Below are 19,354 nucleotides of genomic sequence, written 5' to 3' on the forward strand. Positions count from 1 at the left end.
AGCGCAGATTAGCGCGAGAGGCGGCTTAATGAGCGCCGCCCATCGCGCCATTATCAGTCTATTGGCACACATACATGATGCCATCACCGCCCTTCACCAGCGAGCCTGGGACGCACCCGATGCCGTTGCGCGCCGCATACTCGGTCCAGCCGCTATAGCCGTAGCTCCATGGCCCGCCGGAGTAATAGGCTCGCACGGCGTACCAGGGCAGGCTCTCGTCAGTGTAGTAGTGTCCACGATAATAGGGAGTGACGTACAACCTCGTCGCCGCCTGCGCCTTGTCGAGCCCCAGCGAAATTCCGTCTTGGTCGTTCCAGCCGATGGCCAACGTCGTTCCGCATACGAGGGCGGCGACGGCAATCTTCCTTGCGCTCGTTGATTTCATGGACCTTCTCCAAAAATGAACTCCAGCGTCACAACACCAACGCAGTACCAGGGCAGCTTTAGATCAAGGGCAAACAAATCGCATCCACTTCGTCTTCGACTTTGCCGGGTCAAGTTCGAATCAAGTTAAGTGAATCTGGATGACGACGTTCTGACGTCCGATCGTGCGAACGCTTCTCGCTGGAATGCGTCATGCAGTCGGCGACAAGCTCCGAGCCGGCATGACGCCTCTTGATCTGCTCTTCATCATCTCTGCCGTTTCGTTCGTGGGCTCGTGTTGCGCCTCGATCAATTTGGTGAACGCGAAGAACAAGCGGGCGGTGATGCCACCTTTCGATCGGTGTTCATCATGAAGCCTATCGGCCGCCAAGCGTGACCAGCTTCTTGCCTCGGCCATCCAGACCGTTTGGTTTGCCGGATCCTGCCTTGCAAGTTTCCGACAAAGTACTGCGCGCGAACTCAGCTCGAATTGACTCATCATCGGCCCTCCCTGCCAGAAGCTCGATGTACGCGGTGAGAATTCTGCGTTGCGTGCAACATCTCCGCAATTGCCCATCCGGTCATTGTACCAAGGGTCATGTCACAGCCACTGACCGAGCCGTGCGATATTGCGCGAGGCGGTGCTGCGAAAATTCAATTCGTTGATCTGGCTCAAGCGCCGCAGCATTTGAACGCGGTGAACATTAGCCTGCTGCAGCCGTGCGTGCGCTTACCAGTGAAGCGCCGCCCATGCATCAGCAAGTGGTCCACCAGGGGCGCGCCGCGGCGGAAGCAACGGCCGCTCGATTTAGGCAGCCATGCCCATGCAGGTTGCATTTCTTCGCCAATCTTGCCGCCGTGGCCCGTTGCTTGCCAGACGAAGATCTGCGGCGGCAATGGCGCCGACAATGCCCATCTCGCGGTATGTGTTCTATGTCGGCGGTACGTTGCTCGCGATGCTCTTCGTTGTGGACGCCCTGGTGCCGGATCGGCCTGCCATCCACGGTGGAGCTGCGCGCTCCGCCCCCATCCGCATCCATTCCGATCGAAAATTGCCCGAGCGGGTCATTCTCGACACTAGCCTGCCGACGATTGTCGCAACCGACATCGCCAAGGCCGAGCTTGGTGCCCTGCCGGGCGCCGACCTCCCACAGATTCGTGTTCGCGAGGCCTTTGCTCAGCTAGTAGCACCCGATGCCGAACGACCGCCAGCGCGTCCGCCGACAAAGGCTGATGTGAAGCCGCAGCGTCAAAACAAAAGTGCGAGGAGGCACATCGAAAAGAAGATCCGGCTCGTCGCGCGGCCGCCGCAGTACGGCTGGTTTGGCAACCAGGTTTGGTGAGCGTCTCCGATGGTCGCATCTTCGGAGTGGGGCGCTCGCCATTGATCCTATCAACGAGTGAACGTCGAGGCATTGCCCATCAAACGTCCTTCAAGATCGGGAGTAACTGACATGAGTGAAACGTCAAGGTTTAAACGAATCGATCGTCGCGGGGCTCTTTCATTGCTCGGATGGGCCGCTGTACTCGGATTGGCCGCATCCGGCACGGTGCTGTTAGCAACAGAAGTGCCGGCTCAGACGATCGGAATGGAGCGACGCCAGGAGAGGCGGGGAGCCCGCCACGAGCGGCGTCAGGAACGGCGCACGGGCCGGACTGAACGCCGCCAGGAAAGGCGTACCGGGCGCACGGAGCGCCGTGAAGAGCGGCGCAACTAGGACGCCGACATGATCTCACCCATCATCGTTCGCCGGCAGATGTCTGCTTGATCGCGATCCGGAAGCTGGCGGATGCCGCAGACCTGGTACATAACATTCGAGGTGCAGAAGCGTGGGACCTTGCCGAAGCGGCGAAGTCCACGGGAGACACGCACGTTCGAGAGCGAAGCCGAGGCGCGGGCTTTCGCGCGAGAGAAGTTCAATGAAGGATTGATCGTGTTTGCTGGCACGCTCAATCCCTTTTTGCCGCGACGGCTGATTCCCTCGAGCGACATTCCGTCCTGGATAGAGCAAGACCAACGCGACGAGATTGCCGGCCACGATGCCAAGCGCGACCCGGAGAAATAACCCGCATGTCTTGGTGCATCATGCCGATGTTGCGTTCGAAATGTCTTGAGTGTTGCCATTTTGGCACGTGGAGTTTGTGCCCTCGCCCGTAGAGTTTCAGCTGGAAGTTGGGGGACGATTGCAGTGCAACAAGCCGCCGTTCGAGCAATTAAAAAGCGGCCGGCAAGGAGAGAGCATGATGAAAAGACTTCTGCTGACAACAATTGGTTTGGTGGCGCTGGCCATGGGACCCGCCATGGCTGCCGATATGGCCGTGAAGGCGCCGCCACCGGCACCGATCATTCCGATCTACAATTGGACGGGGTTCTACATCGGCGGCAACGGTGGCTGGGCGCAGAACCACAACTGCGTCGATTTCCTTGACGCGGCTGGCGTCGCCGTCGCCTCCGGCTGCCGCGATCGATCCGGTGGCGTTATCGGTGGCCAGCTCGGTTATCGCTGGCAGGCCAGCCAGTGGGTGTTTGGTCTGGAGGCTCAGGGCGATTGGGCGGATCTCAGCAACCAGCGCGTCAGCCTGTTCGATCCGACGCTCTCCACGCGCGCCAAAACGAGCGCCATCGGCCTCTTCACCGGCCAGATCGGCTACGCCTGGAATGCGTCACTGTTCTACGTGAAGGGCGGCGCTGCGGTAACAGACAATCGTCTCAGCGTGCTTGATACTGCGACCGGCGCCGAGCTCGCGGCGCAAAGCGCAACCCGCTGGGGTGGTGTCATCGGTGTCGGATTCGAGTATGGCTTCACCCCGAACTGGTCGGTGGGTCTCGAATACGACCATCTGTTCATGGGGCACCGGAATAATTCGTTCACGGTCGCTGATCCGCGACTTGCTGCTTTCGTGAACGACCGGATCACCCAGGACGTGGATATGCTCACCGTGCGCTTCAATTACCGCTTCGGTGGGGCCAACCCGGTCGTCGCGAGGTACTGAGCTCTCCAGAGTCTGACGTCTTCAGGGGGCCGGCAGTCATGTCGGCCCTCATTTTTGTGGTCTTATCGCGCAAGCCAGTCAGCGTCTGCCGGCGCGATCGACCGGACCGCCGCGGTTGGCCGGAGTGCCGGGCCGCACCGCTTCTCGTGCGGCAGCGCGCGCGACGGGACGCACTCCCAGGACCACGCCCGGTCTTGCGACGCAATGCGTGGGGTAGTTCACGTTTTGGCAGTATACGCGACGGCGTTGGCGCTTTCAGGGCTCGCGAAGACGAGCCCGGGCACCAAGAGCGCGTGCTCAGGAGAATCCGACGCAGATCTACCAGCCGGAATAGTAGCTCCGCCTCGCGTAGTAGCCGCCATAACCGCCATAACCGCCATAGCTACCGTAGGCGCTGTAGGCACTGGGCGGACAATTTTCATAGCCGTATCCTCCCCCGTAAGAGGAGTATCCGCCGCCGTAGGAGGGATATGCACCATAGTAGCCGGAACTTGCGATCGCGCCGCCGACCACAGCGCCCGCGATCACTGCACCGGAGCCCCAGCCGCGGTAGCCTCTATATCCGTAACCTCTGTAGCCATATCCGACGCCGCGATATCCCAAACCACGATAGCCCAATCCCGCTCCGCGGTAGCCTCCGCCCCATCCGCCGCGATAACCCCAGCCTCCGTAGCGCACCTTCACCACGTCATTATCGAGCGTGGCTCTCATGGCGCCGACGTTGGTCGGCAAGGGCGCTGCTTCGCTTCCGGCCACAAAAATCATGGTGGTCGCGACACTAAGAATTGCTGCAAATGCTCCTTTGATGAAACTCATTATATCCTCCACTGGTTTAAATCTCGACTGACCGGCGAGAGAAGAATTCCGTCACGCCGGCGGCACGACCGTGCACATGAAATGTTTGCGGTCGTTACCGGCTTGGCCTTGATTTGAATCAACGAGCGAGCTTGGAGGCCGTGAGCGGCTCCGGCCGATCACGGGTCCGCTTGCCCGAGGTGCGGCACCCGATGGATCGTCCTTAGGTCGCAGAGCGCGGCGGGCTTGAAGAACCTGCGAATATCGCGAACATTAATCGCAACGGCTTGATCTGCATCGTCGACAATACCATAGCGGAGAGACCTGATGATCACAGTTCCGGAACTGGTGTCGCAAGCTCTGGGCGCGTTTCTGACGACGGAAACCAAGGACCGGTTCGGCGCCTCCCATGCCGGCCTGACCGAACTGCTTCCGTTTGCAGCCAAGCTCACGATGGAGTGCATCGGCAACAGCGATGCTCTCTATCATAACATCGAGCATACGTTGCTCGTGACCCTTGCCGGGCACGATATCCTAACGGGGCGCGCGCTGCTCCGGCCCACGACGGCAAACGACTATGCGAATTTCATTCTGGCGTGCCTTACCCACGACATCGGATACGTCCGCGGCGTCGTTCAGGGCGATGAGGATGATCTGTTCATCGCGGACGTCACCGGCAGAACGGTTCGTCTGCCGCGAGGATCGTCCGATGCAGCTCTCGCGCCATACCATGTCGATCGGTCGAAACTGTTCGTGCTGGAGCGGCTGGATTCCGTTGAGCTGCTGGATGCCGACCGGGTTTCCCGGGCGATCGAATATACCCGGTTTCCTTACGCGATGTCTTCGAATGACAGCCTCATCGAAGAGGAGGGATTGCTGTTGCGGGCCGCCGATCTCATCGGTCAGCTCGGCGATCCCAACTATCTGAAGAAGTCGAACGCGCTGTTCTACGAGTTCGAGGAGATCGGTCTCAACAAGACGTTGGGCTACGCGACGCCGGCGGATATCGTCTACAAATATCCTCAATTCTATTGGGGCAACGTCGCTCCTCAGATCCAGCAGGCGATACGTTATCTCAATGTGACCTCGCGCGGCCGGCAGTGGATCGCGAGTCTGTACGGCAACGTGTTTCGGGCCGAGCGTGAGCTGAACCTATCCGGACCGCAGCCCTAGAAGAGCGCGCGCTCGTTGATCTGGATCAAGCCAGCTGAGCGAGGGGACTGGCTAACTCGCTTCAGCATGCGCAGCATGAGCTGAAGGCGAGTCCGTGAAAACACTCCGCCAGATATTCTCCGGAGACGAGATCATCCAGCTTTTGATCCGGCTGGGATTGCTGGGGCTGTTGCTCATCTGGGCGCTCCTCCTGGTCCGCCCATTCGTGCCCATATTGGCCTGGAGTGTCGTGCTCGCCGCTGCGCTGAACCCGGTGTTTCGGCGCCTCAGTGACATTCTCGGAGGACGACCGAAGCTTGCAGCGACGATCCTCACGCTCGTCAATCTCGCGGTCGTGATCGGGCCCGCGACGTGGCTGGGCATCGGAGCGGTCGACGGCATCACCGATCTCGCAGCCCAAATGACGGCTGGTGAACTGCATGTTCCATCCCCGCCGCAGTCTCTCAAGCACTGGCCCATCGTCGGGCCTCAACTGTTCGATCTCTGGGACCAGGCGACGACCAATCTCCGGTCGCTCTTGCGCCCAGTGCTGCCCTATCTGAAGCCATTCGCGGCCACCCTGCTTGGCTTTGCCGGCAATGCCGGCGTGGGAACGGTCAAGTTTCTGCTGTCGGTAGCTGTGGCCGGGGTGCTGTTTCCCTATGGACCTCAGCTCGTGGCGGCGGGGCGCGGCTTTCTGTCACGCATCGTGCCGGACCAGAGCGAGCATTTTCTGGACTTGGCGGGCGCCACCATCCGCGCGGTGGCTCAAGGTGTAATCGGTGTCGCGGTCATTCAAGCCTTGCTGGCCGGCATCGGATTCAAGCTGGCCGGCATTGCCAGCGCGGGGCTTCTGGCGTTTGTGGTGCTGTTGCTGTCCATCGTGCAGATCGGCGGTACGATCGTGATCCTGCCAGTCATCATCTGGATATGGACCGACAAGGAATTCTCCATCGCACTGCTGCTGACGTTGTTCCTTGTGGCCGTCGCCGTACTCGACAACGTCCTGAAGCCGCTTGTCATGGGGCGCGGGCTGACCACGCCGGCGCTCGTCATTCTGATCGGAGTGATCGGGGGTACTCTCTTCCACGGCATACTCGGTCTCTTCATCGGACCAATCATTCTATCTGTTGTCTGGGAGCTCACAGTGGCCTGGATCCGGACGGAAGGTGCTGCGCCGGTGCAGCTGGCGGCCAAGCGTTGACCTATATCAACGCCGCCAAGTACAGCGGGCTTTGGATGGATCGACACGACGATAAGGCCGGAGAACGTGGATGGAAATGTCTGTATTGCCCGGTGGCCCGATGTCCGGGTTCGTCGCCTCGGCGGTCGAATACATGGTGGATGCAGGACAACGGAGCATTCTGTTCCTTGATGTGATGCGCCGGCGCGGTGATCAGTATCGAGAGCACGTCGCTCAGACCGCTCCTCACGTCTTGCAATACGCGGCCGAGTTGATCATCGATGGCCGCCAGCTGAACGAACCCGTCAACTACGCGCTTGTCCGCATCATCCCGCCAGCAGGCGTGGAGATTGATCCTGCGCGGCGGCCGTTCATCGTGATCGATCCGCGCGCCGGACACGGGCCGGGCATCGGCGGATTCAAGGCCGACAGCGAGATCGGCGTCGCCATGAAGGCGGGGCACCCCTGCTACTTCGTCGGTTTCCTGCCGGAGCCAATGCCGGGACAGACGATCGAGCGCATCGCTCGCGCCGAAGCCAGGTTCGTCGAGGAGGTCATCAGCCGCCATCCGGACGCCGACGGCAAGCCCTGCGTGATCGGTAATTGCCAGGCCGGCTGGGCAGTCATGATTCTGGCATCTCTGCGGCCTGAACTGTTCGGGCCGCTGATCATTGCCGGTGCACCGCTCGCGTACTGGGCGGGCGTGCATGGCAAGTATCCAATGCGCTATTCGGGCGGCTTGCTGGGCGGAAGCTGGCTGACGGCCCTTGTCAGCGACCTCGGCGCCGGCAAGTTCGACGGCGCCTGGCTGGTGCAGAACTTCGAGGGCCAGAATCCTTCGAACACGCTCTGGACAAAGCAGTATAACGTCTATTCGAAAATCGACACCGAAGCCGAGCGTTACCTCGACTTCGAACGCTGGTGGGGTGGACACGTCAACCTTAACGCCGAGGAGATCCAGTTCATCGTCGATGAGCTCTTTGTCGGCAACAACCTTGCCTCCGGCAACATCAAGATGTCTGACGGCGAGCAGGTCGACTTGCGCAACATCAGGTCGCCCATCGTGGTGTTCTGCTCGAAGGGCGATAACGTCACGCCGCCGCAGCAGGCGTTGGACTGGATCCTCGATTGCTACACCGACGTCGACGACATCAGGGCGTATGGGCAGACGATCGTTTACACAGTTCACGAAAGCGTCGGTCATCTCGGCATCTTCGTCTCCGGGGGCGTCGCCAAGAAGGAGCATGCCGAATTCTCCAGCAATATCGATCTGATCGATGTGCTGCCGCCCGGACTCTATGAGGCGACCTTCGAAGCCAAGGGCGCCGACACCACGCATGCTGATCTCGCAGCCGGACAATGGGTGATGCGCTGCGAGGCCCGGACGCTCGACGACATCCGCGCCATGGGCGGCAATTCGCCCGAGGACGAGCGGCGCTTCGCCGCGGCCAAGCGGGTCTCCGAGCTCAATCTTGCGGCTTATCGCAAATTCGTGCAGCCGTGGATTAGGGGCATGGTTGCGCCGCAGACGGCGGACTTGATGCGCAATCTTCATCCGTTGCGGACGCAGTATGAGGCGTTCAGCAGTCAAAATCCGTGGATGAGCGCGGTGAAGTCAGTCGCGGAAGGAGTGGAAGAGAACCGCAAGCCAGTTTCGAAGGATAATCCGTTCCTGGCGTTCCAGGAGCAGCTCTCCAAGCAGATCGTTCATGTGCTCGACAGCTGGCGCGATTCGCAGGAAGCAATGAGTGAGGCGATCTTCCTCAATATCTACGGCTCGCCTGCGCTCCAGACCGCGCTTGGTGTAGATCCGAAAGCCGAACCCTCGCGCCCGCGCGAGATGCCCGCCGAGCATCGTGCCGTGCTCGATAAGCGGGCCGCTGAACTCAGGTCCTCGATGGAAAAAGGAGGGCTGCGCGAATCGGCGCTTCGTGCCCTGCTGTATGTCGGTTCGGCGAGAGGAATGGTCGACGAGCGGAGCATCGAGGCGTTGCGTCTGGTTCGCCGCGACTACGCCGGAGCGCGATTGACTCTGCCCGAGTTCAAGACGCTGGTGCGCGAACAGTTCTTCATGCTGCTGATCGATCGCGAGGCCGCCTTGGCCGCGATCCCGAAGCTGTTGCCTGACCACGTCGATCAACGCCGCGAGGTCTTCGCCGCGATCAGCGAGGTGCTGTCCGCCAGCGAGGAAATCACGGGCGAGCGCGCAATTCGCCTGCAGCAGATCGCGGCATTGTTTGGCCTTGAGGCTGGTGAACAGCCGGGGAGAGCGTCGAATATCGCCCCTTTCGATGCCAAGGCGAAGGCGTCGTAATACTCGTTGGAAGGACGGCCACATGTCAGCCGATGCCACGCAGACACAGCCCGCGAGCAAGTACGACCGCCTGATCGCCGCGGCGAGGGCGGTGCCGCCGACCCCAACCGTCGTCGTGCATCCCTGCGACGAGACATCGCTGCGCGGCGCCGTCGAGAGCGCACAGGCCGGCATCATTCGGCCGATCCTGGTCGGGCCCGACAAGAAGATCCGGGATACGGCCGCCAGGCACGGTCTTGACGTTGGCGCGTTCGAGATCGTCGATACCGCGCATAGCGAAGCATCGGCCGCTCGGGGTGTCGAGCTGATCCACGCAGGCAAGGGGGAGCTGCTGATGAAGGGCAGCCTGCACACGGACGAGCTGATGCGCGCCGTCACCGCCAAGGCCGGCGGCCTGCGCACCGACCGGCGCATCAGCCATGTCTTCGTCATGGACGTGCCGGCCTATGCCGAAACCATCTTCGTCACGGATGCGGCCATCAACATCTTCCCGGATCTCGATGCCAAACGCGACATCATCCAGAATGCAATCGATCTGTACGTGCAAGCGGGCTTCGGGAAATCGCCGCGCGTCGCGATTCTGTCGGCGGTCGAAATCGTCACTTCCAAGATTCCGTCGACGATCGAGGCTGCGGCACTCTGCAAGATGGCGGACCGGGGCCAGATCACCGGCGGGATACTTGATGGGCCGCTGGCGTTCGACAATGCCATCGACGAAGAGGCGGCGCGGATCAAGGGGATTAAGTCCGAAGTCGCCGGCCGGGCGCAGATCCTGGTGGTTCCCGACCTCGAATCCGGCAATATGCTGGCGAAGAATCTCGCTTATTTCGCCAAGGCTGACGGCGCGGGCGTCGTGCTCGGAGCCCGGGTGCCGGTCGTTCTGACGTCGCGTGCGGATTCGCCGCGCGCACGGATGGCCTCCTGTGCGGTTGCAGCCCTGTATGCCCATGCACGGCGCCAGCATGCTCCCACGATCGCGGCGTGAGCGCCATGGATACCATCCTCGTGGTCAATGCCGGCTCCTCCAGTGTCAAGTTCCGGATCTATTCTATCGAGAACGAAGGAATGCTGCGGCAGCAGCTTAAGGGGCAGATCGACGGCATCGGCAGCCGTCCCCGTTTGCGGGCGAGCGGCACTGAGGGTGATCCGCTCGCCGATCGCGCCTATCCGATCGATGCCGTGCCGGACGTTCCGGCCGCAATGGACATCGCCGGCGCGTGGCTGCGGGACGAGCTTTGTATCCGTCCTATCGCGGTTGGTCACCGCGTCGTTCACGGCGGGCCGGACTACGACCGTCCGATCCAGATCGACCATGGTGTCGTGACCCGGCTGGAACGGTTTGTCGCGCTGGCGCCGCTGCATCAGCCACACAATCTGGCGCCGATCCGCTCGATTCTGGCCAATTTCCCGGAGCTGCTGCAAGTCGCCTGTTTCGACACCGCCTTTCACCGCACGCATAGCGCGGTCGCCGACCATTATGCGATCCCGTATGGGCTTCATGCCGAAGGCGTGCGTCGCTACGGGTTTCACGGCCTCTCGTACGAATACATCGCGAAGACCTTGCCGAAGATCGCGCCGAAGATTGCGAAGGGACGGGTCATCGTCGCTCATCTCGGGAGCGGCGCGTCGATGTGCGCGCTCAGCGGTGGGCGAAGCATCGACAGCACGATGGGCTTCACCGCTCTCGACGGGCTCCCGATGGGAACGCGCCCTGGTCAGATAGATCCGGGCGTCGTGCTCTACCTGATCTCGGAGAAAGGGATGTCGGCATCCAACGTTCAGAATTTTCTTTACCGCGACTGCGGCCTGAAGGGACTGTCCGGCATCAGCAACGACATGCGCGAGCTCGAGGCCAGCGACAATGTCAACGCCAAATTGGCGATCGACTATTTCGTCTACCGATCCGCGCTCAACGCCGGGATGCTCGCAGCAGCATTGCAAGGCCTTGATGCGTTCGTCTTCACGGCTGGCATTGGCGAGAACTCCGCCACCCTCCGTGCACGTATAGCCGAGCAACTGAGATGGCTTGGTGTTACCCTCGATCAGGCGGAAAATTCCCGTCATTCGCGACTGATATCGGGCTCAAACAGCCTGATTCCGGTGTATGTCGTCCCGACGGACGAGGAATTGATGATCGCGCAACATACGCTATCGCTGCTGATGAAACGGCCGACCACCAACGTCAGACAGGAGAGGGCGTCATGATTCCCGTGTTTCCTGATACCAAGATTGCCCTGAAGGGGAAAAAAGGCCTCGTCGTAGGAATCGCCAACGACCAGTCGATCGCATGGGGGTGCGCCAAGGCCTTTCGCGCTCTCGGCGCTGATGTCGCCGTCACCTACCTGAACGAGCGCGCGAAGAAGCACGTCGAGCCTCTTGCGCAGGCACTCGAGGCGTCTATTTTCATGCCCCTCGATGTCATGACGGAGGGGCAGACTGAAGACGTGTTTGCCCGGATCGAGAGGGACTGGGGCCAACTCGATTTCCTGCTGCATTCGATCGCCTTCTCACCGAAGGAAGCCTTGCACGGACGTGTGGTGGACGTCGGCCGCGACGGGTTCCTGAAGACGATGGAGGTCTCCTGCTGGTCGTTCATGCGCATGGCTCATCTGGCCGAGCCGCTGATGAAGAACGGCGGCACCATGTTCACCATGACCTATTATGGCAGCCAGATGGTGGTTGAGAACTACAACGTCATGGGCGTGGCCAAGGCTGCGCTTGAGGCTTCGGTGCGCTACATCGCCGCCGAGCTGGGCCCGAAGGGTATCCGCGTGCACGCCATTTCGCCCGGACCGCTGGCCACGCGCGCCGCCTCGGGCATACCCGAGTTCGACGAGCTGATGGACAAGGCGCAATCGAAGGCACCATCGCGCAGCCTCGTCAGCATCGACGATGTCGGGAACGCCACTGCGTTCCTGGCGCTCGACGGCGCCAAGCTCATCACGGGCAGCGTTCTCTACGTCGACGGCGGTTATCACATTATCGATTGAGGAGAGACCGGCGCGTTGCTCAGCGATAGTGCAGGGCGATCAGTTCGGCGACGCAGGCCGGTCGTTTGCCGCCCTCGATCTCGATAACGAGATGATAATTCACACGCAGGCCGTCGGGAGGCACGTCCTCCGTCTCGGCAACGCTGACGCGGCCGCGCAGCTTCGATCCCGCCTGGACCGGCGAAAGGTACCTGATCCTGTCCGCGCCGTAGTTCAGGGTGTTTACGCAGCCCCTTCAGCCCCATCACCGAGCGGATGAACATCGGCGCAAGCGCCAGCGACAGCAGCCCGTGGGCGATGGTGGTGCCGCCGGGCATTTCTTTCCTCGCGCGCTCCTGATCGACATGGATCCACTGTTCATCGCAGGTCGCTTCCGCAAATCTGTTGATCCGATCCTGCGTGACTTCGATCCAGTCGCTGGCACCGATCTCGGTGCCGACGGCGGATCTAATCTCATTGAAATCGCCGAATATCCGCATGCGCACCACCCGGTCAGATCATCATTTCCGGGACGTGGTCGGGAACGATGAGGTCGGCGTCCGTGACCGCCATGACTTCGCCGATCGTAATGCCGGGCGCGGTCTCGAGCAGCGTTGCCTTGCCCCCGGCAAAGCCGATCACTGCCATGTCGGTGACGACCAGGCTCACGGGCCGCACCGCGGTCAGCGGCAAAGTACATTTCGCGACGATCTTGGACTTGCCCTTTGCCGCGTGCTGCATGGCGACGATGACGCGCTTGGCGCCGCTGACGAGGTCCATTGCGCCGCCCATGCCTGGCACCATCTTGCCCGGAATCGTCCAGTTGGCGAGATGGCCGTGTGCATCGACCTGGAGACCTCCAAGCACGGTCACATCGACATGACCGCCGCGAATCAATCCGAATGACATTGCGCTGTCGAAGGTTGAAGCGCCGGGCAGTGCGCTGATCGGACGTCCGCCGGCGTCCGTCAGCGCCGGATGTGCCAAGCCTTGCTCGGGGATCGGCCCGGTGCCGATCAGGCCGTTTTCTGATTGGAAGAACACCTTCAGGTCGGCTGGAACGTAGTTTGCGACGAGCGTGGGGATGCCGATGCCGAGATTGACGAGGTCGCCGCTCCGGAGCTCCTTGGCCACGCGCCGAGCGATCAGGGTCTGCGGATCCATGACGTCACCCGTTCGTAATGAGGTAGTCGACCAGCGGTGCCGGCGTTATTACGTGATCCGGCGCGATCACGCCGACAGGCACGATGTTCTCGGCCGTGACGATCACCGTATCGGCGGCCATTGCCATGACGGGATTGAAGTTCCGCGAGGTGAGTGCGTAGGCGAGATTTCCGAGGTAGTCGGCCAGGAAGGCGTGCACCAGCGCGAACTGTGCGCGCAGCGCCGTCTCCAGCAGGAACGATTTACCGTCGATTTCGATCTCACGTTTGCCTTCCGCAACCAGCGTGCCGACGCCCGTCGGCGTCAGAACACCGCCCAGGCCGCAACCGCCGGCGCGGATGCGCTCGACCAAGGTTCCCTGAGGGACGAGATCGACGGCGATCGTATTCGTGAGCATCTGCTGCTGCACTTTTGGATTGAGCCCAATGTGGGTTGCGGTCAACCGCGAGACCTGCGCGCCGTCGAACAGCTTGCCGACGCCTCTCCCAGGCATGGCTGCGTCGTTGCAGATCAATGACAGGTCGGTCTTCTTCTGCCGCACAAGCTCGTCAAGCAGGCGCTCCGGTGTCCCCACGCCCATGAATCCGCCGACCATGACGCTGGCGCCCGAGGGGATCATGGAAATGGCTTCTTCGACGGAGAGGGTACGCAAGATGCAGCTCCGGTCAGCGGGTAGGCGACAAAGGCCCTAGCTGAGGATGCTGGGGCTAGGCTGCCGCACACTCTTGATCTGCATCAAGGCGCCGCATCGTTCTCACCGTTGCATGACAGCGCTGATCAACCCAACCAACAGCATAAGCGAGCGGACGGAGCGCGATGGCAGTTCAATTCCTGCTCGGTACCTTGATCAGCGTGATCAACATCATGATTCACGCGCTGGTGACCGTTGCGGCCATCGACATCGCTCGTACTGCCGGATTGAAGCACACGGCGCGGCCCCGGTCGCACCTGATGGCCGTGATGGTCACCACTGCTGTCATTTTGATGGTCGCGCACACTGTCGAGGTTCTCATTTGGGCGCTCGCCTATGCGATAGTCGGCGCGGCGCCTCTGGGCAGCGATCTGCTGTATTTCACCTTCGTGAACTACACCACGCTTGGCTATGGCGACATCACGCCCGCGCCGGGGTGGCGGTTGACGGGACCTATGACAGCGATGAACGGCATCCTGATGTTCGGATGGTCGACTGCGGTCCTGTTTGAGGTTTTGCGCAAGACGGTCGAGCATCTCGCCGCGATTGCGGCACCCAGGTCTAGTTCTGGAGATCGAGGCTAGCGAGTTTCAGCCTGTCCAGCAGCACGATCTGGCGCTGAGTGTTGCCGATGAAGCCGAGGATACCGAGCTCATGCAATCGCGATAGTGCGCGGGAGACGGTTTCCAGCGTTAATCCGAGATAGTCGGCGATATCACGCCGCGACATCGGCAGCGCCATGATTCCGGCGGCCGTCAGCCGCTTGTCCATCTCGATCAGGAAGGCTGCGACCCGCTCCAGCGACGTCTTGCGGCCGAGCAGCAGCATATGGTCTTCCGCATGCTGAAGGTTGCTGGTGGTCATGCTCAGCAGGTTTCGGGCGACCATGGGGTCGCTCTGCGCAACCAGCTCGAGACTTTGGCGCTTGACCAGGCGAACCGTGGTGTCGACGATCGCTTCGGTCGTGAATCTGTGCGCGCCGCCGTTCTCGAGCCCGAAAATATCGCCGGCCAGGTGAAATGCGCCGATTTGGCGCCGGCCGTCGGACAGCAGCTTGTAGCTTCGCACCGCGCCCCTCTTCACCTGATAAACGTATTCCGCAGCCTCCTTTTCGCCGTAGACTTCCGAGCCTTTCTTGTAGGTAAATTCGTTTAAACTGATGATTGGGTTTGAATCGGTGTTTAACCCTAGCTCGCGGAGCGAATGAAGTCGCGAGGAGGCGTCGGCAGCGGTGCGAACGAACATGGCCAACTCCCGAACTGATGGTGACGCGGTATTTCCATCGCTGGGAATAAGGAGCCGCCGAAAATCCGCTTCCCGCGAAGGTTGTTTAGGCCATAAGTGGGGTTTTCAACCATTGTCTGTAGGTGCATTGTACCAAGGTACAGGCATGGCGATGGTGCGCCGGATGAGAACCCGTCAGAGTGTCTGTCAGATGGTGCGGCAATAAGCCGAAAACGGACGCTGCGTTCACGGTTGCGGCATCCCAATTGCGCTGCTTTGCTCAGGTACTGAACGGCGCGTCCGGTCATTCTGCATTTGAAGTACCCTGCGAGGGATATAACTTGCCCGGCTTCGTTTATGTCGTGGACGACGACGCATCCTTTCGGGTGGCGATCCAGCGTCGGCTTAAACTGGCCGGGTATGAAGTTGTGACCTACGCGTCCGCCCAGCAGCTACTGGATGATCCGCCAGGGTCCGACGAACCGGGATGTATCTTGCTCGATGTACAGCTTCCGGGCCTGAGCGGGCCGGAGTTGCAAGCCTCGCTCATCCGATGCCATTCGCAGCTGCCCATCGTCTTTCTGACCGGACATGCGGATACCGCGACGACGGTCCGTGCGATCAAGGCCGGCGCGGAGGATTTTCTGACCAAGCCGGTGTCGTCGGAACAATTGATCGATGCGATTGAGCGGGCAATGGCTCAACAGGAGGCGGCGCGGAGTCAACACAGCAAGCTCGATTCGCTACGTTCTCGCTTGAGGTCTCTATCGCGGCGCGAACGACAGGTGTTCGACCTGATCGTACGCGGTAAAATCAACAAGCAGATCGCCTATGAGCTTGGAACGACCGAACGCACGGTGAAGGCGCACCGCCACCAGGTGATGACAAAGATGCAGGTACTATCGTTTGCCGAACTGGTGTCCGCTGCAGAGCGGCTCGGCCTTCTGGATTCGGCAAAGATGTGATGCAGGCCGGTTTTCGTGGCTTCGTCAGGTCGGTGATCAGACCTGTACGATGGGACAGTATGAAATGTTATTGACATAATTCGGCCTGGACCGCCTACATACCGGCGTCGTTAGCCGTCGGATTAGCGCAGGAACCTTTGCCCCGTAGCGTTGTTGCGACGCAAGTGACAGGTTTCCAATCAGAAAGACGGGCCATTGTTTGCACGTAAGCCGATTTACGTCGTGGATGATGATTTATCAATGCGCCGAAGCTTGGAGCGGCTGCTTCGAAAGCACGGCTTTGACGCGGTTGCTTTTGATTCCGCGGGTGCGTTGCTTCGTCATGGGTGCATCGAAGAGGCGTGCTGCATCGTTCTGGATATCAATCTGAACGGAGAGTCGGGTATCTCACTCCGCCGCAGGCTCGCCAGCGAGGGTGCCACGGTCCCCGTCATCTACATTACCGGCAACGACTGCCAGGCGAATCAGGTTGCCGCGATTCAGTCTGGGTGCGCCGCCTATCTGGCCAAGCCCTTCGCAGCAAGCGCACTCATCGACTCCATCGAACGCGCCTGCACAGAGCATGGCTGATTCTGTACCGCGTGCTCACTCCTCGATGTCCTGCTCCAGGGTTTGTGCGGGCGCGCCGTTGTGAATCGAGCCGAACTGCGCCAGCGGCAGCGAAGTCGTGAGAGACAGAAGGTTGGAGTCGGTGACCTCAAGCACCAGAGCCTTGCCGGCTTCCATGTCGTTGATGAACTTGGGATCCGCCGCGTCGGCTGCAATGCAGGCATTGGTCAGGCACCAAGTGTACGGCAATGACTGGACGTTTGCCCCATCGACCGTCAGCTTGGCAGGCCGCTGCAGATACATGCCGACGGGAACAAACACTTGGAGCCGGGCAGTGCGGTCGCCGTCACGCTCGATCAGGTCGACGCGGACTGCCCTCTGGCCGGTAGCAAACCGGCCCGCGACTGAGGTCCGGCATAGCCCGGGCCTCCCTTCAGGCTTGACGCAGAGCTTTTTCCATTCGCCATAGGTGATGTCTTTGGCTTCCCGGTGCCCGCGAGGTGCGATTTCGGCGGAGTTTGCCTCTGGGGCCGGCTTTGGCGCGGCTGTATTCTGCGCCGAAGCTGGTTCGGCGAGAGCCGCGGCGAACACCATCGACAAGCAGACGAGCGCGCGCCCCGGCGATGGCGTTGAAGTTGCGTCTGCCATGTTCTGCCTCCGGGCGCCGGCCTCCACGGCTATTTCTGCGCGTCGAGGAATTTTTCGAGGAGCGGTGACAACATCGGGATCGTGTCGGGAGAGTCGATGAAGAAATGCCCTTCGTTGCCAAAGGGCGGCATCAGATGATATTCGGCGTTGCCGCCGGCAGCGGTGAAGGCGTCGTGCATGCGCTTCGACAAGGCGGGCCAGAGATCGGCTTTCGCAACGGCACGGCCGGCGTCGTGGAAGTTCGGATTGGTGCTGTTACCGACCTTGGAGAAAAACGGCCCGTAGACACCGTGCTCGGGAATGTCGATGGCGGCTGCTCCATAGCCGGTGCCCACGGGCGCCACCACGAGGTAGCCGCGTTTGGCAAACCACTTGGCGGCGTCACGGAACTCCACCAGCGGGAAGAAGCTGCTACCGACGGGCTTGAACGAGACGCCATGGTTCATGATCGCCAGCGGGAAGGGGCCGTCGCCGACGGGCCGCACCACATAGGCGAGCATCGGCAGCGGTAGCGGCAGAGCCCAGACCTCTTCCTGAATCCGAACATCGTCGTCGGCGCGTCCAGGAGCAAGAAGGCCGGCCAGGATGCCCAAGGCTGCCGCCAGGTAGGTCGCTGTTGAAGCATGGCGGAGATTCACGCGCGCCTCCTTCAACCGGCGAAAGTGCTGGCCACGATGATCGGTCCAAGCACGGTGAGCACAACGTTTCCGACAGCGTAGGGCACCGCGACGCCGAGCACCGGCGTCTGGCTTTCTGCGACATCACAGGCGCCGGTCACGGCGGCGTCGACCGTCATGGCGCCGGCCAGCGCGCCGCAAATGATGACCGGGTTCATGCGGAGTACGCGATGGGCAAACAGGGTCGTCACGATCAACGGCACCAGTGAGACGACCAGGCCCATGCCGACCAGCAGCATGCCGTGTGACTGGATCGCGACCCAGGCCGCGTGGCCATTGCCGAGCCCGATCGCAGCGATGAAGCCGCCAAGGCCGAGGTCGCTCAGCGTCTGCTGCGCCGCAGGCGGCATTGCGCCCATCGTCGGTCGCCGCGACCGCAGCCAGCCGCAGAATAGCCCGGCGATCAGGGCGCCGCCGCCACCTCCCAAGGTCAGGGGCACAGACCCGATCTTGACGCTCGCGAGACCGGCGAGCAGACCTATGGCAATACCTGCGGCAAGGAATGCGATGTCGGTACGGTCTTCAGAGCTCAGGATCTGTCCAACCTGCGAGGCGGCGCGCTCGATGTTGCGGGTGCTGCCGACCAGCGTCATGACGTCACCGACATAGACGCGGGTATCGGCGCTCAGGGGGACCTCGCGTCCCATCCGCGTCAAGGTGCGCAGGAACACGCCGCGCGCAGCGTCGCCAACGCGTTCAGCCACCTCCTTGACTGAGCGGCCATGGAGTTTGCGATTGTCGACGAGGACCTCGACCACGTTGCCGGGAAGCGCCTTCAGGATCTCGTCGGCGTCGATTTCAGTGCCAACAATCGGCTTTGCAGCGACGATGGCGGCGGTGCGGCCTGCGATAACGATGTCGTCGTTCGCTTCAAGAACGGTGTCGCGATGCGGTTCGACGTCAGCGCCCTGGCGCACGATCCGCTCGATCACGCTGCGGCTGCCGATCTGGTCTTCGACGGCGCCGACGGTCCGTCCCGCCGCTGCCGACACCCGGTACGCGCGGGCCTGGAATTTTCGATAGTGAAGATTTTCAGTTTGTGGCGGGTTGCCACCCGAAAGCTCCGCCTCGAGCTTTGCAGCTTCCGCTTTCAGATCGATCCCCATCAATTTCGGCGCGACAAACGGCACGTACAGGAGCGTGAGGATGTAGCCGAGCACGTAGGTGACGGCGTAGCCGGCGGCAATATTGGCGTCTTGCTGCTGCAGCACCTCTTTCGCCAGTCCGAGCTGGGATAGAGCGCCAGATGCGGTGCCGATGACCGACGACTGCGTCAGGGCTCCCGCAGCAAGGCCCGAAGCGGTGCCGGGACCGAGCGCGAATACATGGGCAAATATGAGAACGATGACGAGGCCGGTACCACCAAGCACGAGCGCGAGCGCGACCTGAGCCAGGGTCCGGATGCTCAGCGAGGCAAAGAATTCGGGCCCGGACCGGTAGCCGATCGTGAACACGAACAGGCTGAACAGAACGACCCTGAGCAAGGACGGAAACGTGAAGGTGCCGAGCTGCCCGATGAGGACGGCAACGATGAGCGTGCACGCGGTGGTACCGATCGAAAAACCGTGAATCCGGACGCGGCCAAGAATGGTGCCGAGCGCGACCGACAGCAGCAGAAAGATTTCCGGAGCGGCGGAGATAGTCCATCTGATCGTGCTCATTGCGC

General features: G+C 61.4%; 20 protein-coding genes and 1 pseudogene. 12 read left to right on the forward strand and 9 right to left on the reverse strand.

The annotated features are described in order from the left end of the window. Positions 1-58 precede the first annotated feature (58 nt). Positions 59-385, reverse strand: a complete 327-nt coding sequence (locus AC0L2J_RS05755) for a hypothetical protein (RefSeq protein ID WP_473387775.1) — start codon at positions 383-385, stop codon at positions 59-61. A gap of 886 nt (positions 386-1,271) precedes the next feature. On the opposite strand from AC0L2J_RS05755, the gene AC0L2J_RS05760 reads away from it, so the two are divergent. From AC0L2J_RS05760 to AC0L2J_RS05770, 3 genes are all read left to right on the forward strand, one after another. After that, the gene (locus AC0L2J_RS05760) at positions 1,272-1,706 is read left to right on the forward strand and encodes a hypothetical protein (protein ID WP_035974997.1); all 435 of its coding nucleotides are present in this window, start codon (positions 1,272-1,274) and stop codon (positions 1,704-1,706) included. Positions 1,707-2,153: 447 nt separating this feature from the next. After that, entirely contained in the window at positions 2,154-2,429 is a 276-nt protein-coding gene (locus tag AC0L2J_RS05765; RefSeq protein WP_473387777.1) for a hypothetical protein, read from the forward strand. Positions 2,430-2,604: 175 nt separating this feature from the next. Next, positions 2,605-3,357: an outer membrane protein gene (locus AC0L2J_RS05770; protein WP_007609979.1), complete on the forward strand. Its 753-nt coding sequence runs from the start codon at positions 2,605-2,607 to the stop codon at positions 3,355-3,357. Between the two features lie 318 nt (positions 3,358-3,675). On the opposite strand, the gene AC0L2J_RS05775 is transcribed toward AC0L2J_RS05770, so the two are convergent. Next, entirely contained in the window at positions 3,676-4,173 is a 498-nt protein-coding gene (locus AC0L2J_RS05775; protein WP_473250095.1) for a hypothetical protein, read from the reverse strand. 306 nt (positions 4,174-4,479) lie between these two features. Here AC0L2J_RS05775 and AC0L2J_RS05780 point away from each other — a divergent pair, with 306 nt between their 5' ends. From AC0L2J_RS05780 to fabI, 6 genes are all read left to right on the forward strand, one after another. Then, positions 4,480-5,325, forward strand: coding sequence for a hypothetical protein (locus AC0L2J_RS05780; RefSeq protein ID WP_007609981.1), 846 nt, complete (start codon positions 4,480-4,482; stop codon positions 5,323-5,325). Positions 5,326-5,419: 94 nt separating this feature from the next. Beyond that, positions 5,420-6,508: an AI-2E family transporter gene (locus AC0L2J_RS05785; protein ID WP_473387778.1), complete on the forward strand. Its 1,089-nt coding sequence runs from the start codon at positions 5,420-5,422 to the stop codon at positions 6,506-6,508. Between the two features lie 70 nt (positions 6,509-6,578). After that, on the forward strand, positions 6,579-8,801 hold the full coding sequence (locus tag AC0L2J_RS05790) for a DUF3141 domain-containing protein (RefSeq protein ID WP_473387781.1): 2,223 nt from the start codon (positions 6,579-6,581) through the stop codon (positions 8,799-8,801). 22 nt (positions 8,802-8,823) lie between these two features. Continuing rightward, the gene (locus AC0L2J_RS05795; RefSeq protein ID WP_007609988.1) at positions 8,824-9,786 is read left to right on the forward strand and encodes a phosphate acetyltransferase; all 963 of its coding nucleotides are present in this window, start codon (positions 8,824-8,826) and stop codon (positions 9,784-9,786) included. Positions 9,787-9,791: 5 nt separating this feature from the next. After that, positions 9,792-11,006, forward strand: a complete 1,215-nt coding sequence (locus AC0L2J_RS05800) for an acetate/propionate family kinase (RefSeq protein WP_473387783.1) — start codon at positions 9,792-9,794, stop codon at positions 11,004-11,006. Further along, positions 11,003-11,791: an enoyl-ACP reductase FabI gene (gene fabI / locus AC0L2J_RS05805; RefSeq protein WP_473387785.1), complete on the forward strand. Its 789-nt coding sequence runs from the start codon at positions 11,003-11,005 to the stop codon at positions 11,789-11,791. Before AC0L2J_RS05800 ends, fabI begins: the two co-directional genes overlap by 4 nt. Before the next feature lie 19 nt (positions 11,792-11,810). On the opposite strand, the pseudogene AC0L2J_RS05810 reads toward fabI, so the two are convergent. The 3 genes and pseudogenes from AC0L2J_RS05810 to AC0L2J_RS05820 all read right to left on the reverse strand — a co-directional run bounded on the left by AC0L2J_RS05810 (position 11,811) and on the right by AC0L2J_RS05820 (position 13,586). Beyond that, positions 11,811-12,270: pseudogene (locus AC0L2J_RS05810) on the reverse strand (MaoC family dehydratase). A 13-nt stretch (positions 12,271-12,283) separates the two neighbouring features. Next, positions 12,284-12,934 (reverse strand): 3-oxoacid CoA-transferase subunit B, encoded by a 651-nt coding sequence (locus AC0L2J_RS05815; protein WP_007609995.1) that lies wholly within the window; start codon positions 12,932-12,934, stop codon positions 12,284-12,286. Positions 12,935-12,938: 4 nt separating this feature from the next. Further along, positions 12,939-13,586 carry a CoA transferase subunit A gene (locus AC0L2J_RS05820; RefSeq protein WP_007609996.1) on the reverse strand — a complete coding sequence of 216 codons (648 nt, stop codon included), beginning with the start codon at positions 13,584-13,586 and terminating at the stop codon, positions 12,939-12,941. A 164-nt stretch (positions 13,587-13,750) separates the two neighbouring features. On the opposite strand from AC0L2J_RS05820, the gene AC0L2J_RS05825 reads away from it, so the two are divergent. Beyond that, positions 13,751-14,209, forward strand: a complete 459-nt coding sequence (locus AC0L2J_RS05825) for a potassium channel family protein (RefSeq protein ID WP_473387787.1) — start codon at positions 13,751-13,753, stop codon at positions 14,207-14,209. Here AC0L2J_RS05825 and AC0L2J_RS05830 read toward each other — a convergent pair. Then, complete coding sequence (locus tag AC0L2J_RS05830; protein WP_063994253.1) at positions 14,187-14,870, reverse strand: helix-turn-helix domain-containing protein; 684 nt, start codon at positions 14,868-14,870, stop codon at positions 14,187-14,189. The two genes, AC0L2J_RS05825 and AC0L2J_RS05830, sit on opposite strands and share 23 nt — an antisense overlap. Positions 14,871-15,190: 320 nt before the next feature. Between AC0L2J_RS05830 and AC0L2J_RS05835 the strand changes: the two genes are divergently transcribed. Then, positions 15,191-15,814 carry a response regulator transcription factor gene (locus AC0L2J_RS05835; protein WP_007610003.1) on the forward strand — a complete coding sequence of 208 codons (624 nt, stop codon included), beginning with the start codon at positions 15,191-15,193 and terminating at the stop codon, positions 15,812-15,814. Positions 15,815-16,009: 195 nt separating this feature from the next. After that, positions 16,010-16,384, forward strand: coding sequence for a response regulator (locus tag AC0L2J_RS05840; protein WP_007610006.1), 375 nt, complete (start codon positions 16,010-16,012; stop codon positions 16,382-16,384). 15 nt (positions 16,385-16,399) lie between these two features. On the opposite strand, the gene AC0L2J_RS05845 is transcribed toward AC0L2J_RS05840, so the two are convergent. From AC0L2J_RS05845 to aspT, 3 genes are read right to left on the reverse strand one after another with little or no spacing between them, the layout of a single operon-like run. Then, the gene (locus AC0L2J_RS05845) at positions 16,400-17,011 is read right to left on the reverse strand and encodes an invasion associated locus B family protein (protein ID WP_473387789.1); all 612 of its coding nucleotides are present in this window, start codon (positions 17,009-17,011) and stop codon (positions 16,400-16,402) included. Between the two features lie 29 nt (positions 17,012-17,040). After that, positions 17,041-17,604, reverse strand: coding sequence for an alpha/beta hydrolase family protein (locus tag AC0L2J_RS05850; RefSeq protein ID WP_473387792.1), 564 nt, complete (start codon positions 17,602-17,604; stop codon positions 17,041-17,043). Positions 17,605-17,660: 56 nt separating this feature from the next. Then, a complete protein-coding gene (aspT, locus tag AC0L2J_RS05855; protein ID WP_473387795.1) occupies positions 17,661-19,349 on the reverse strand; it encodes an aspartate-alanine antiporter in 1,689 nt (562 codons plus the stop codon). Between the last annotated feature and the right edge of the window lie 5 nt (positions 19,350-19,354).

It is taken from the genome of Bradyrhizobium sp. MV1.5, assembly GCF_055807615.1.